This is a genomic window from Pseudoxanthomonas sp. (assembly GCF_051953815.1).
Lineage (GTDB): Bacteria > Pseudomonadota > Gammaproteobacteria > Xanthomonadales > Xanthomonadaceae > Pseudoxanthomonas_A.
Genome location: NZ_JBQCIJ010000005.1, coordinates 1 through 14,759 on the forward strand (window position 1 = coordinate 1; position 14,759 = coordinate 14,759).

Below are 14,759 nucleotides of genomic sequence, written 5' to 3' on the forward strand. Positions count from 1 at the left end.
GGCCGCAACAGCACCACGGCGGGGATGGCGTACAGGGCCGTCAGGATCAACAGGCGTCGCACCAGGTCCGGCCAGCGCTCCGTGGTATCGTCGCCGGGGCGCTCGGTTGGGGCCACGCTGTCTTGCGCCGGCGGCCGCGCGGGGATCGAAGCCCGCGACATTCGTCATCCGCGACGAAGACCCATGTCCGGCCGGTAATGCCTGTCCGGATCGCATGGCCCCGCGCGCGTCCTCTCCGCGAAGCACCATAGCAGCGATGCGTGCGCGTGCGCCAATGACTTGCGGCATGTGGGCAATGCTGCATCGCACCGTGGACGCCGTCGCGCATCATGCCGAATTCCGCATCGCCCCCGGCCATTGCCGGCTATCCGCTCCGGCGGGCGGATGAAAGCATGGTGGGATGCAGACACTCGACGTCATCGACTCCCATACCGCCGGCGAACCCACCCGCGTGGTGACCGCCGGCTTCCCGGATCTGGGCGGCGGCGATCCCGCCGCGCGGTTGAAGCGCTTCCGCCAGGACTTCGATCACTGGCGCAGCGCGATCGTCTGCGAGCCGCGCGGCTCGGACACGGTGGTCGGCGCGCTGCTGCTGCCGCCCACCGAACCGGACGCGGCGGCGGGCGTGATTTTCTTCAACAACGTCGGCTACCTGGGCATGTGCGGCCACGGCACCATCGGCGTGGTGCGGACCCTGCACGCGATGGGCCGGCTGGCGCCGGGCCAGCATCGGTTGCAGACCCCGGTGGGCACGGTCGGCGTCGAACTGCATGGCGATGGCCGCGTGTCGGTGGACAACGTGGAGAGCTACCGGCTCGAAGCGGGAGTGGCGGTGGACGTGCCCGGGCATGGCCGCGTGACCGGCGACATCGCCTGGGGCGGCAACTGGTTCTTCATCACCGCGCAGACGCCGGCGCCGCTGCTGCTGCGGCACCAGCGCGAGCTGACCGCCTACACCGAGGCCATCGGCGACGCGCTGCGCGCCGCGGGCATCACCGGCGCCGACGGCGCCGACATCGATCACATCGAAATCAACGCGCCGGCGGTGAACGGCGGCGGCGTGCTCGCCAACTTCGTGCTGTGCCCGGGGCTGGCCTACGATCGTTCGCCCTGCGGCACCGGCACCAGCGCCAAGATGGCGTGCCTGGCCGCGGACGGAAAACTCGCCGAGGGCGAGACCTGGATCCAGCAGGGCATCCTGGGAACCCGCTTCGAGGGTCGTTATCGGCGCGGCGCGCGCGGCATCCTGCCGCGCATCACCGGCGAGGCGCACATCACCGCCCGGTCGCAGTTGTGCATCGACGATGCGGACCCGTTCGCCTGGGGCATCGGCGCCAACGGTGAAGCCGCGCGGTGAGCCGCTTCGATCTGATCGTCGTCGGTGGCGGCATGGTCGGCGTGGCCTGCGCCGACGCCGCCTGCGCCGAGGGCCTGAAGGTCGCGTTGATCGAACCGGGCCCGATCGGCGGCGGCGCGACCGCCGCCGCGATGGGGCATCTGGTGGCGCTGGACGAGGATCCGGCGGAACTCGCGCTGGCCGCGTATTCGCTGGCGCTGTGGGAGGATTTTCCGGATCCGCGCGCGGCCGAATTCAGCCGCTGCGGCACGATCTGGGTGGCGCGCGATGACGCCGAGATGGCGCGGGTGCCGCCGAAGATCGCGCGCCTGGCCGCTGCCGGCATCCATGCCGAAGCGCTGGATGCGAAGCAGCTAAGCGAACTGGAACCGCAGCTGGTATCCGGGCTGGCGGGCGGCCTGCGGGTGGCGGGCGAAGCGGTGGTGTATCCGCCGCGCGCCGCGCGTTGCCTGCTGGAACGCGCGCGCGCGCGCGGCCTGACCCTGTTCGGCGGACGCCGGGTCGACGCGCTGCGCGACGATGGCGTGCGGCTCGACGACGGCGGCCGGCTGTCCGGACCGGTCCTGCTGGCCACCGGCTGCGCGCTGCCGGCGTTGTTGCCGCGACTGGCGGTGCGTCCGCGCAAGGGCCAACTGGTCATCACCGATCGTCATCCCGGGCTGGTGCATCACCAGTTGCTGGAGCTGGGCTACGCGGATTCGGCGCATGGCAACGCCTCCAGCAGCGTGGCCTTCAACGTGCAGCCGCGCCCCACCGGGCAACTGCTGATCGGTTCCTCGCGCGAGGAGGGCGTGATCGATCCCGCCGTGTCCGCGCCGATGCTCCAGCGGATGCTGGCGCGCACGCTCGACTACCTGCCCGCGCTGGCCTCGCTCGGCGCGATCCGGGTCTGGACCGGCTTCCGCCCGGCGACGCCGGACGGCCGTCCGTATCTGGGCGCGGTGCCGGACGGGCGGGATCGCTGGGTCGCGGCCGGTCACGAGGGCCTGGGCATCACCACCGCGCTGGGCAGCGCGCGCCTGCTGATGGATCTGTTCCTGGGCCGCGAACCGGCGATCGACCCCACGCCGTACTCGCCCGCGCGGGGCATGTCATGAGCGCCGTGGTGCGCCTGTCGATCAATGGGCACGCGGTGGAGGTGCCGGCCGGCAGCAGCGTGGCCGCCGCGATCGCGCGCGCGGGCGTGGTGGCGTTCCGGCGTTCGGTCGGCGGCCAGCCTCGCGCTCCGCTGTGCGGCATGGGGGTTTGTTTCGAATGCCGGGTGCGCATCGACGACATCGCCCAGCAGCGCGCCTGCATGACGGCGGCGCGCGACGGCATGCGGGTGATCACCGATGACTGAGCGCGTGCGCGAATACGACGTGCTGGTGATCGGCGCCGGACCGGCCGGCCTGGCGGCGGCGCGGGCGGCGCGTGGCCATGGCGTGCGCGTGGGCCTGGCGGATGCGCAGCCGGACGCGGGCGGACAGGTGTGGCGGCACGCGGTCGGCCAGGCGCCGACGCCCGCCGAACCGCACCTGCGGCGATTGCTGGAAAGGGGGGTCGACTGGCTTCCGGGCACGCGCATCGTGGCGACCGGACACGGCGAACTGCTGGCGGAAGACGCGTCCGGCGCGCTCCGCCTGCGTCATCGCGCGCTGATCCTGGCCACCGGCGCGCGTGAACTGCTGCTGCCGTTTCCCGGCTGGACGCTGCCGGGCGTGACCGGCGCCGGTGGCGCGCAGGCATTGACCAAACAAGGCGTGCCGCGCGCCGGTCAGCGCTGGCTGGTGGCGGGCCGGGGACCGTTGCTGCTGGCCGCCGCGGCCACGCTGCGGCGGCATGGCGCGCACGTCCTGGGCATCTGCGAACGCACGCCGGGCGAACGCCTGCGGCGGTTCGCGTACGGGCTTCCGCGCTGGCCGGGCAAGGCCGCGCAGGCGCTGGCGCTGCGCTGGCAACTGGCGCGCGTGCCGTACTGGCACGACAGCGAAGTGCTGGCGGCGCATGGCGACGGGCGTGTCGAGGAAGTCGAGTTGCGCCGGGGCTCCACGCTCCGGCGGATGGCCTGCGATGGCGTCGCGGTCGGGTACGGGCTGGTGCCGGACGTGGCGCTGGCGCGCATGCTGGGCTGCGCGCTGGAAACGCCGGCGCGGCATCCGTGCGTGCGCGTCGACGCCTGGCAGCGCGCCAGCGTGGCCGGCGTTCACGCGGCCGGCGAAGCCTGCGGCATCGGTGGGCGCGACTGCGCGCTGGCCGAAGGCGCGATCGCCGGGCATGTCGCGGCCGCCGGCGAGCACGCGGTGCCCGCCGCGCTGCTGCGGCAAAGGCGGCATGCGCGCGCGTTCGCGGCCTGGCTGCGGGCCTGTTTCGAACCGGCGACGGAAACCTGGACGCCGGTGGCGGCCGACACCGTGATCTGCCGCTGCGAGGACGTCACCCTCGCCCAGCTCGACGGCTTCGCCGACGCCCGCGACGCCAAGCTGGCGACGCGCTGCGGCATGGGCGCCTGCCAGGGCCGCATCTGCGGCACCGCGCTCGCCGAACTCGGCCTGCTTGGCGGCGTGTCACCCGATATCCACCGCCGGCCGCCGCTGTTCCCGGTCCGGCTCGACACCCTGGCCGGCTTCGCCGGTTCCCCCCCGTCCGATCCTTCCGTTCACAACCCACCAGGTGCACTCCGATGAATCCGAGCCCATTCCTGCGCGGCGTCCTGCCCGCCATCACCACGCCTTTCAAGGAAGACGGCAGCGTCGATCACGCCTTCCTCGCCGCGCACGCGCGGCAATTGATCGATGCCGGCTGCACCGCGCTGGTGCCGCTGGGCTCGCTCGGTGAAGCCGCCACCCTGTCCTTCGACGAGAAGATCGCGATCATCCGCACCCTGGTCGCGGCGGTGGGCGATCGCGCCCCGATCGTGCCGGGCATCGCCGCGCTCTCCACCGCCGAGGCCGTGCGCCTGGCGCGCGCGGCGAAGGACGCCGGCGCCGGCGGCATGATGGTGCTGCCGGTGTATGTCTACACCAGCGACTGGCACGAAGCCGCCGCGCATGCGCGCGCGGTGCTGGAAGCGGTCGATCTGCCCGCGATCATCTACAACAACCCGATCGCCTATCGCACCGACATCACCCCGGAACAGATCGCGGAACTGGCGCGCGACTATCCGCACGTGCACGCGGTCAAGGAATCCTCCGGCGACGTGCGCCGTTTCGCCGCGATCAAGGCGCTGACCCGTGACCGGCTGGTGCTGCTGGTCGGCATGGACGACGCCATCGTGGAAGGCCTGGGCATGGGCGCCGAAGGCTGGATCGCCGGCCTGGTGAACGCCTATCCGCGCGAATCCGTGCGCCTGTTCGAGCTCGCCCGCGACGGCGGCTACGCGGCCGCGCGCGAACTCTACGAATGGTTCCTGCCGCTGCTGCGGCTGGACACGGTGCCCAAGTTCGTGCAGCTGATCAAACTGGTGCAGGCGCAGGTCGGCATGGGCAGCGAGCACGTGCGCGCACCGCGCCTGGTGGTGGAAGGCGCCGAGCGCGAGGCGGCGCTGCAGGTCATCCGCCACGCCGCGGCCCACCCGCCGCGCCTGTCATGAGCGGCGCGGCGGCACCTGTCCTGCTGGCCGGCGAATGGCGCGCGAGCGGAGATCCGACCGGCGTGTTCCGCGCCGAGAATCCGGACAGCGGCGAAGCGTTCGGCACGGAATTTCCGATCAGCGGCGAACAGGATCTCGAAACCGCCATCGCTGCGGCAACGGCGGTGGCGGACGAACTGGCCGCGGCGGATCCGGCGCGCATCGCCGGGTTCCTCGAACGCTACGCCGACGCCATCGAGGCCAACCGCGAGGCGCTGGCGGAACTGGCGCAACGCGAAACCGGCCTGCCGGTGTCGCCGCGTTTCCTGGGCGCGGAGATTCCGCGCACCTGCGGCCAACTGCGGTTGGCCGCCCAGGCCGCGCGCAACCACAGCTGGACGCTGCCAACCATCGATACCGGCAACGGCCTGCGCTCGTGGCTGGCGCCGCTGGGCAAGCCGGCCTTCGTGCTCGGACCGGCCAACTTCCCGTTCGCGTTCAACGCCATCGCCGGCAGCGATTTCGCCTCGGCGCTGGCCGCGCGCACGCCGGTGATCGCCAAGGCGCATCCCGGCCACCCGGGGACCAGCCGCGAACTCGCGCGACTGGCGCACGCCGCGCTGCTGGCCGCCGGGCTGCCGGCCGCCAGCGTGCAGATGCTGTACCAGTTGCCGCCGGCGCTGGGGCTTCGCATCGCCGGGGACCCGCGCCTCGGCGCGGTCGCCTTCACCGGCAGCCGCGCCGCCGGACAGGCGCTTAAGGCCGCGGCGGACGCGGCCGGCGTGCTGTTCCATGGCGAACTGTCCAGCGTCAATCCGGTGCTGATGCTGCCGGGCGCGCTGGCCGATCGCGCCGAGGCGCTGGCCGGGGAACTGCTGGCGTCGTGCCTGCTCGGGGCCGGCCAGTTCTGCACCAATCCCGGCCTGGTGCTGTTGCCGGAAGGCGCGCCGGCCGATGCGTTCGTCGACGCCGCGCGTCGCGGTTTCGCCGACGCGCCCGAGGGATTGCTGCTCTCGCGCGGCGGGCAGCAGCATCTGCGCGCGGCGGTGGACGCGCTGGTCGCGGCGGGCGCCACGGTGCTGGCCGGTGGCGGCGACGCCGGCGGCGCCGGCTTCCGCTGCCGTCCGACCCTGCTGACCGTGGAGGGAGATCGCTTCCTCGCCAACGCGGCGGCCTTGCAGCGGGAGGCGTTCGGGCCGGTCAGCCTGCTGGTGCGGGCGCGCGATCCGGCGCAGATGGAAGCCATCCTGCGCGCGCTGGAAGGGCAACTGACCGGGACCGTCTACGCGGCCGACGATGGCCGCGACGATGCGCTCCATGATCGGCTGGCGCCGCTGCTGCGCGCGCGGGTCGGCCGCCTGATCGCCAATCGCATGCCGACCGGCGTGGCGGTGAGCGCGGCGATGAACCATGGCGGCCCCTGGCCGAGCGCGAGCCATCCCGGTTTCACCGCGGTGGGCATGCCGGGCGCGATCCGTCGTTTCGCCGCCCTGCACAGTTACGACCACGTGGCGGACGCGCGCCTGCCCGCGCCGCTGCGCGACCGCAATCCGGGGGGCATCGCGCGCCAGATCGACGGGCGCTGGACCGACGCGGACGTGGGGGCCGACGCATGAGCGGACAGATTGGGCATCTCTCGCGCGCGGATGCGGAGGCGTCGCTGCGCCCGTGGCCGGCGCGCGCGCCGGCCATCCAGGCGGACGAGTACGGGCAGCGCATCGAACGCGCGCAGGACTTGATGCGCGCGCGCGGCGTGGACGCGCTGCTGGTCAACGCCGGCGCGTCGCTGCGCTATTTCTGCGGCGTGCCGTGGAGCGCCAGCGAGCGCCTGGTCGCGCTGCTGATCACTGCGCGGGGCCTGCCGGTCATCGTCTGCCCCGCCTTCGAGGCCGGTTCGCTGGAGGCGGTGCTGAAGATTCCGGTGGAAGCGCGGCTGTGGGAGGAGGACGAGGATCCCTACGCGCGGGTGGCGCAAGCCATGAAGGATCGCGGCGCGCGCACGCTCGCGCTGGATCCGGCGGCCGCGTTCGCCATCCACCACGGCCTGTGCGATCACCTGGAAGCGCGCATGATCAGCGATGCCACGCCGCTGATCGACGGTTGCCGGATGCGCAAGTCGGCGGCGGAACTGGCGCTGATGCAGCAGGCCTGCGACATGACCCTGCAGGTGCACCGGCTGGCCGCCGGCATCGCGCGCGAGGGCACGACCACGGCCGAACTGGTCCGTTTCATCGACCAGGCGCATCGCGCGCTCGGCGCCGATGGCGGCTCGACGTTCTGCATCGTCCAGTTCGGCCAGGCCACCGCGTTCCCGCACGGCGTGCCCGGCGTGCAGTCGCTGCGCGAGGGCGAACTGGTCCTGATCGACACCGGTTGCAGCGTGCAGGGCTACAACTCCGACATCACCCGCACCTGGATCCATGGCCGCGCCAATGACGAACAGCGCCGCATCTGGGATCTGGAGCAGGCCGCGCAGGCGGCCGCGTTCGCGGCGGTGCGGCCGGGCGTTGCCTGCGAAGCGGTGGATCTGGCCGCGCGCCGGGTGCTGGAGAACGCCGGCCTGGGCCCGGACTACCGCTTGCCCGGACTGCCGCATCGCACCGGCCACGGTTGCGGGCTGGCGGTGCACGAGGCGCCCTATCTGGTGCGCGGCAACGCGACCGCGCTGCAACCGGGCATGTGTTGCAGCAACGAGCCGATGATCGTGGTGCCCGGGCGGTTCGGGATCCGGCTGGAGGATCATTTCCACGTCACCGAAGCGGGCGCGCAATGGTTCACGCCGCCGTCGCCGGCGATCGATCAGCCGTTCGCCTGAACAGGCGGGCGCGGGGCGCAGGCAAGGGACGCGGCGAGCGTCAGAGGCGGTAATGGCTGGCCGGCGGCTGGAATCGGTCGCCCGGGCCGGCGCCGGGCATCAGGCCGGCGCCGAGTTCCATCAGCCGCGACCAGACGTAGGGCTGCAGATCCACCGGCGCGCCGGAATAGATATGCGTCCACAGTTCGTCGAGGAATTCCTGGGGCGGCTGGCGCACGAGGCCCCGCGCCAGCCGGTCGCCGGCGGTATCCAGAGCGGTCCGGATTTCGGCCAAGGTGTCCATGCGGCGGACTATACGAAGGCCGCGTTCCGATTGTGTGACAGGCGCGGGCCGCGCGGCTATTCCGTGACCGGTTCCCCGGTTGCGGCCGAATGCAGGCCGAGCCCGTGCCGCTTGGCGTGGCGCTTGGCGGCGGCGGCGTCGGAGGCGACCTGCTCGGCGCTCTCGTAGCGGGCCGGATCCACCTGGACGATGCCGATGGTCAGGGTGGTCAGCGGGAAGGTCGTGTAGCGGCCGTTGCGATCCTCGCTTTCCAGCACGCCGCGCGCCAGATCCGGTTCGTCGAACAGCGCCCGCGAGGCGGCGTTGAAGTCGGCGATGATGTCGCGGCAACGGCGCTCCCAGTCCTCGCTCTGCAGCAGCACCACGAAATCGTCGCCGCCGACGTGGCCGACGAAATCCATGCTCGACTGCACGTGCTTGAGCAGGGTGGAGGCGACCAGCCGGATCATGCGGTCGCCACGGAAGTAGCCGTACTGGTCGTTGTAGGGCTTGAAGCTGTTGAGATCGCAGTAGGCGGCCACGAAGGCGCGACCGGCTTCGAGCAGGCGGCCGATGTGTTCGGAGATGGGGATGTTGCCGGGCAGCAGGGTCAGCGGATTGGCGTAGCGCGCCGCCTCGATGCGCAGTTCGGTCACCCGCCGCACCAGCGCCTCGCCGGTGCCCACGCCCAGGTAGCGGCCGTCGCGGGTGATGATGAAGCCGTCGGACAGGTAGCGCTGATCCTCGCCCAGCAGGATCTCCGACATCGCGTCGATGCTCTGGCCGACGTCGCACACGATCGGCGCGGCGTGCATCAGCAGCGCGCAGGACTTGCGCCCGTTGAGCTCGCGCGCGAACGGCACCGCCATGCGCTCGTTGAAGACGCGGCGGTTGATCAGGCCCAGCGGTTGTCCGTCGCGATCCACCACCGGCAACGAAGGCAGATCCGGATGGGTGCGGAACAACTGCTCGGCGTCGAAGTTGCTGGCCTCGTCGGTGAGCGAGGGCGCTTCGATCAGCAGGTGCGCGGCGGTGACGCCCCGGAAATCCGAGGCCCGGCGCGCGCGCGGCCAGACCGGCAGCTTTTCGAAGCGCGCCTCGCGCACTTCCGCCGGCACCGCCAGCGCGACCTCGCTGGCCGGACGGCCGAGCAGGTAACCCTGCGCGTAGGGAATGCCGAGATCCTTGACGATCGCCAGATCCTGCAGGCGCTCCACGCCCTCGGCGACCAGTTCCGCGCCCAGGCTGTCGGCCACCTGCACCAGTGCGCGGACGATGCTCAGCCGGCCCGGGCTGTCGGCGATGTGATGGATCAGGTAGCGGTCGAGCTTGACGTACTCCGGTGACAGTTCGTGCCACAGCTCGAAGTTGGAATGGCCGTTGCCGAAGTCGTCCAGGGCGATGCGGATGCCGGCCGCGCGCAGATAGCCCAGCGCGTCGGCCAGCCGGCCGACGTCCTCGACGATGTCGCGCTCGGTGATCTCGATGACGAACCGGCCCAGATCGCGGCCCGCCGACAGCAGGCTCTCGATCACTTCCTGCGGACGGAGTTCGCCCTGCAGGATGGCATGCGCGCTGAGATTGACCAGCAGGCGTCCGCCGCGATCGAAATCGAAACTGCGCGCCAGGATGCCGGAGGCCACGGTCTCCACTTCGCCCAGGCGTCCGGCGGCGCGCGCGCGGTCCAGCAGTTCCAGCGGCGTGCAGGCGCGGCCGGCGATGCGCATCAGGCCCTCGTGCGCGACCACCCGGTTGTCCTCCAATCGGACCACCGGCTGGAACGCGGCCAGCAATTCGCGGCCGCGCAGGACCGCTTCCAGCAGGGGATCGGAGGCGACGGCGGAATCGGAGAGGCACATGGGGCCGCGAACCTAGCGTGCCCGCATGACAGTTCCGCGACGGCGCTGATGACGATCCTTCATCTCCCGCAGCCACGCGGGAATGACGTTCGCGACGCCGCGTCATCGCGCTGTCGCATGCGTCGTCTACAACGGCATGCCGCGAGGACGCGCCGCGAAGCGTCAAGACGATGGATGAAAATCCACGCTAAAGACCGGCGGAATCCGGCCGATACCGATGCAAAATTTTGCCTCGGAGTCCCCCATGCCGATCGCCCTGCGCCTGCCTTCCGCCTGGAAGCGCCCTTCCTTCCGTCTTGACCGCGCCGCGCTGACCCGGCGTTTTGCACGCATGACGATCGCCGGCAAGTTGCGATTGTGCGCCTGGGTGGCCGGCGCGGGACTGGCGCTGATCGCGCTGTCCTACTGGCAGGCCAGCGCCGGCCAGGCCCGCGCCGCCGCGACCTTCCAGGCGCAGCAGGGCTATGGCGCGCTGTTGTCGGCGCTGGAGCGGCAGGTCGAACAGACCCGACGCCTGCAGACGGTGTACGCGTTCCGGTTCGACGCAACCGATCGCCAGGCGCTGCGCGGGGCGCAGGAGCGGCTGCGCCGGGACCTGGCGCAATTGCGGCGACATCCCGTCGGCATCGACGATCGCGGGCGGCTGGATGCGGTGGCCGCGCGCATCGGTGAATTCGCCGCCGGCATCGACGCGCTGAACGCGCGCGTGGACGAGATGGGGCAGGGCGATGCCAGCCTGGCCGCGACCCTGCGCGGTGCGGGCCAGGCGCTGGAGGACGCCGTGCGGGCCGGACAGGCGCCTGCGCTGGAGGCGCCGCTGCAACGCATGCGCCGTTTCGAAAGCGAGTTCCTGCGCACCGGCGACGCGACGCTGGCGGATCGGGTCAGCGAGGAGAAACTGCCGTTCGAACTGGCGCTGGCATCGACGGCGATGGACGAAGCCGCGCGCGATGGCCTGCGCGGGCAGGCGGACGCCTACCAGGCCGCGTTGCTGGCCTACACTGCGGCGCGGGTGGGGCTGGACGTGGAGGTGGGATCGCTGGAGGACACCGCCGCCGCCATCGCGCCCGCGTTGGCGGAGCTGGAACGCGCGCGGGAAAGCGGCCTGGCGTCGGCCGCGCGCGGGCAGCGCGCGCAGCGGATCGGAATGGCGGCGTTCTTCGCCATCACCGTGGCGGTGGTGGCGCTGGTGCTGGGTGGCGTGTTGTGGGCGGTGTCACGGGCGGTGCGCCAGCCGTTGCGCGAGGCCGCCAGGATGGCCGGCGCGATCGCGGAGGATCGACTGGACACGGCCGTGCGGATCGACAATCCGCACGACGAGATCGGCGCGCTGATGACGTCGCTGTCGCACATGCAGGCCCGCCTGCGCGAACGCATCGCGGCCGAGCGCGCGGTCGCGCGCGACAACGCGCGGATCCGGCAGGCCATGGATCACGCGCACACCGGCCTGATGGTGCTGGCCGCCGACGGCGCCGTGGCCTTCGCCAATCACGGGTTGCGCGAGGCGCTGGCGCGGCGCGAGGTCGTCGCGCCGGAAGGACGGCTCCTGCACGAACTGGATGCCGCGCTGGCGCCGGTCACCCACCGGATCCGCGCGGAGGAGGTGGAATTCGAGCAGGCGGTCGCGCTGGGCGGGGATCACTACCTGCTGGTGGCAAGTCCGATTCTCGTCGAGGGCGAGCGGGTGGGCACCACCCTGGAGTGGAAGAGCCTGGCGATGGAACGCATGGTCGAACGGGAAATCACCGCGCTGGTGCGCGCGGCGGCGCAGGGCGATCTGGGCGGACGGATCACGCTGGAGGGCAAGCAGGGATTCCTGCGCGCGCTGGCGGTCGGCATCAACGAATTGTTCGAAACACTGCAGGGCAATCTTTCCAAGTTGCAGTACGTGCTCTCCGCGTTGTCGCAAGGCGATCTGACGGTGCGGATGGACGGTGAGTTCCAGGGCATGTTCGCCCGCATGCGCGACGACGCCAATGCCACCGTGGCGCAATTGACCGACATCGTCAGCCGCATCCAGGACGCCTCCACCGCCATCAACACCGCCGCCGGCGAGATTGCTTCGGGCAATGCCGACCTGTCCCGCCGCACCGAGCAGCAGGCCGCCAACCTGGAGGAAACCGCCGCCTCCATGGAAGAGCTCACCTCCACCGTGAGGCAGAACGCCGACTCCGCCCGCCAGGCCAACCAGCTGGCCATCGGCGCCGCCTCGGTGGCCTCCCAGGGCGGCAACGTCGTCGGCCAGGTCGTCACCACCATGCGCGACATCGAAGCGGCCTCGCGCAAGATTGCCGAAATCATCGCCGTCATCGACGGCATCGCCTTCCAGACCAACATCCTGGCCCTGAACGCGGCGGTGGAAGCGGCCCGCGCCGGTGAACAGGGCCGCGGCTTCGCCGTGGTCGCCTCGGAAGTGCGCACGCTGGCCCAGCGCTCGGCCAACGCGGCCAAGGAAATCAAGGGGCTCATCGAAGCCTCCGTGGACCAGGTGTCCACCGGCTCGGCGCTGGTCAACCAGGCCGGCGCGACCATGGGCGAAATCGTGGCCTCGGTGCAGCGAGTGACCGACATCATGGCCGAGATTGCCGCCGCCTCGCAGGAACAATCGGCCGGCATCGAGCAGGTCAACCAGACCATCACCCAGATGGACGAGACCACCCAGCAGAACGCCGCCCTGGTCGAGGAAGCCTCCGCCGCCGCCCGCAGCATGGAAGACCAGGCGCGCCTGCTCTCCGAAGCGGTGGACGTGTTCGAGCTCGACGGCCACGCTCCGGCCGCGCGGATGCCGGCGCCGCCGGCCGCCGCCTCGGCGCCGGCCGCACGCACGCCCGCGCGTCCCGCGCCGCGCAAGCCCGCCGCGCCGGTCCGCCGCAAGCCCGAACCGGCGCTCGCCGACGGCGACTGGCAGGAGTTCTGACGACAGCGCCGGGCCCGGCCCCGCGCCTCCCCCTTCGAAGAAGGGGGACCGAGGGGGATTTGCTTTTGCCAATCCCCCGTCACCCGCCGCCGCGGGTGCCCGCCCCTTTCTTGAAGTCGGCCATCCAGCACGGACTGCCCGCTTCCCTCCACCTTCGAAGAAGGGGGGCCGAGGGGGATTTTGCTTTTGCCAATCCCCCGTCACCCGCCGCCGCGGGTGCCCGCCCCTTTCTTGAAGGCGGCCATCCAGCACGGACCGCCCGCTTGCCTCCCCCTTCGAAGAAATTCGCACCCGCCTTCCCTTCAAGCAGAAGCGTCATTACCGCTAAAGCCCGGCACCGTACGGCCGATGCAGTGCATTGCAGACCGTTCCCCCCACCGGCCTGGTGATTCACCCGTCCTCACTACCGGCCCATTACATGCTCCGTTCACTCCGGAAACTCATCGCCAGCAGCGTCGCCACCCGCCTGATGTCGGGCACCGCCCTGATCGTCGCCTTGGCCTTCGGCGTCACCGCGCTGATCACCTACGTCCGCAGCAGCCACTCGCTGATGGACAGCGCCCACGAAAGCATGCAGAACCTGGCCCGGTTCGAGGCCCAGCGCATCTCCGGCGATCTCGGACGCGCGTTTTCGACCAATGAGACGATGCGCGAAAACTTCCTGAGCCAGCGTGCGCACGGTGGCTTGGATCGCGGTACCGCCAGCGCGGTGATCCGCCAGCAGTTGGTCGCCCATCCGGAATGGATCGGCGTGGGCACCATTTGGGAACCGCAGGCCTTCGACGGCAAGGACGCGGAGAACGTCACCACGCCGGGCCACGACGCCACCGGCCGCTTCATGAGCTACTGGGCCTGGAGCAACGGCGAACCGATGCTGGAAGCCCTGCGCGACTACGAAGTGCCCGGCAACGGCGACTGGTACCTGCTGCCGCGCAAGCTCAAGCAGCCGGTGGTGCTGGAGCCCTATGAATACGAGATCGGCGGCCGCAAGGTGCTGATGACGACCCTGGCCACGCCGATCGTCGAGGACGGCCGCTACGTCGGCGCCATGACCGTCGACTTCGCGCTGGAATCGCTGCAGCAGTCCATCGCCAAGCTGCGCCCGATGAACGAAGGCTACGTGCGCCTGCTGTCGCCGGCCGGCACGGTGATCGCGGATCGCGATTCGGCCAAGGTCGGCCGCAAGCTGGAGGATGCCGACACCCGCGCGGTCCTCGCCAGCATCGCCAAGGGCGAAGCGGTGTTCCGCGAAAGCCACGATGCGGGCGCGGACCAGGAGATGGTGGAAGCCTACGTGCCGCTCCAGATCGGGCAGGCCGCTCAGCGCTTCGCCCTGGGCGTGGTGGTGCCGCGTTCGCTGGTGATGCAGCAGGCGCGCTCGCTGCTGTGGACGATCATGATGGTCGGCCTGGTCGCCGGCGCGGTCCTGTGCGGCGCGCTGTTCCTGCTGATGCGCCGCCAGGTGATCACCCCGCTGGCCGAGGCCGTGCGGATCTCCAACGCCATCGCGGAAGGCCGGCTGGACAATGCCATCGCCCAGGATCGCGAAGACGAGCTCGGCCAGCTGCAGGGCGCGATGCGGCGCATGCAGTCCCAGATTCACGCCCTGATCGCCGCGCTCGGTGAAATGACCCGGCGCCACGATGAAGGCCAGATCAGTTACCGCATCGACGATGCCGCGTTCCCGGGCGAGTACGGCCGCATGGTCCGCGACACCAATACCCTGGTCGCGCAGCACATCGGGGTGAAGATGCGCGCGGTCGAGGTGATGCGCCACTACGCCGTCGGCGATCTGTCGGTGGACATGGAGGATCTGCCGGGCGAGAAAGCGGTGATCACCGATGCGATGCGCGCCACCAAGGCGAGCCTGTCGGCCATCAACATCGAAATCAAGCGCCTGGCCAGCGCGGCGGCGGCCGGCGATTTCAGCCAGCGCGGCGATGTGGACCGCTACCAGTACGACTTCCGCGACATGGTCGCCGGCCTGAACCAGCTGATG

Annotated in this window: 11 protein-coding genes; 9 read left to right on the forward strand and 2 right to left on the reverse strand. The window is 71.2% G+C overall.

What is annotated here, in order from left to right; genetic code table 11:
- Window positions 1-400 precede the first annotated feature (400 nt).
- From ACTHN1_RS01580 to ACTHN1_RS01610, 7 genes are read left to right on the forward strand one after another with little or no spacing between them, the layout of a single operon-like run.
- Window positions 401-1,357 carry a proline racemase family protein gene (locus ACTHN1_RS01580; protein WP_440469220.1) on the forward strand — a complete coding sequence of 319 codons (957 nt, stop codon included), beginning with the start codon at window positions 401-403 and terminating at the stop codon, window positions 1,355-1,357.
- On the forward strand, window positions 1,354-2,454 hold the full coding sequence (locus tag ACTHN1_RS01585; RefSeq protein WP_440469221.1) for an NAD(P)/FAD-dependent oxidoreductase: 1,101 nt from the start codon (window positions 1,354-1,356) through the stop codon (window positions 2,452-2,454). Before ACTHN1_RS01580 ends, ACTHN1_RS01585 begins: the two co-directional genes overlap by 4 nt.
- Window positions 2,451-2,699 (forward strand): (2Fe-2S)-binding protein, encoded by a 249-nt coding sequence (locus tag ACTHN1_RS01590; protein WP_440469222.1) that lies wholly within the window; start codon window positions 2,451-2,453, stop codon window positions 2,697-2,699. The genes ACTHN1_RS01585 and ACTHN1_RS01590 overlap by 4 nt, the downstream gene beginning before the upstream one ends.
- On the forward strand, window positions 2,692-4,023 hold the full coding sequence (locus ACTHN1_RS01595) for an FAD-dependent oxidoreductase (RefSeq protein WP_440469223.1): 1,332 nt from the start codon (window positions 2,692-2,694) through the stop codon (window positions 4,021-4,023). The genes ACTHN1_RS01590 and ACTHN1_RS01595 overlap by 8 nt, the downstream gene beginning before the upstream one ends.
- Entirely contained in the window at window positions 4,020-4,928 is a 909-nt protein-coding gene (locus ACTHN1_RS01600; protein WP_440469224.1) for a dihydrodipicolinate synthase family protein, read from the forward strand. The genes ACTHN1_RS01595 and ACTHN1_RS01600 overlap by 4 nt, the downstream gene beginning before the upstream one ends.
- Window positions 4,925-6,523: an aldehyde dehydrogenase family protein gene (locus ACTHN1_RS01605; RefSeq protein ID WP_440469225.1), complete on the forward strand. Its 1,599-nt coding sequence runs from the start codon at window positions 4,925-4,927 to the stop codon at window positions 6,521-6,523. Before ACTHN1_RS01600 ends, ACTHN1_RS01605 begins: the two co-directional genes overlap by 4 nt.
- Entirely contained in the window at window positions 6,520-7,722 is a 1,203-nt protein-coding gene (locus ACTHN1_RS01610; protein ID WP_440469226.1) for a M24 family metallopeptidase, read from the forward strand. The genes ACTHN1_RS01605 and ACTHN1_RS01610 overlap by 4 nt, the downstream gene beginning before the upstream one ends.
- Window positions 7,723-7,762: 40 nt before the next feature.
- Here ACTHN1_RS01610 and ACTHN1_RS01615 read toward each other — a convergent pair whose 3' ends face one another.
- Window positions 7,763-8,005: a hypothetical protein gene (locus tag ACTHN1_RS01615; protein ID WP_440469227.1), complete on the reverse strand. Its 243-nt coding sequence runs from the start codon at window positions 8,003-8,005 to the stop codon at window positions 7,763-7,765.
- Between the two features lie 56 nt (window positions 8,006-8,061).
- On the reverse strand, window positions 8,062-9,843 hold the full coding sequence (locus ACTHN1_RS01620) for an EAL domain-containing protein (protein WP_440469228.1): 1,782 nt from the start codon (window positions 9,841-9,843) through the stop codon (window positions 8,062-8,064).
- A gap of 244 nt (window positions 9,844-10,087) precedes the next feature.
- On the opposite strand from ACTHN1_RS01620, the gene ACTHN1_RS01625 reads away from it, so the two are divergent.
- Complete coding sequence (locus ACTHN1_RS01625; RefSeq protein ID WP_440469229.1) at window positions 10,088-12,760, forward strand: methyl-accepting chemotaxis protein; 2,673 nt, start codon at window positions 10,088-10,090, stop codon at window positions 12,758-12,760.
- A 418-nt stretch (window positions 12,761-13,178) separates the two neighbouring features.
- On the forward strand, window positions 13,179-14,759 hold a 1,581-nt coding region (locus ACTHN1_RS01630; RefSeq protein ID WP_440469230.1), incomplete at its 3' end, for a PDC sensor domain-containing protein.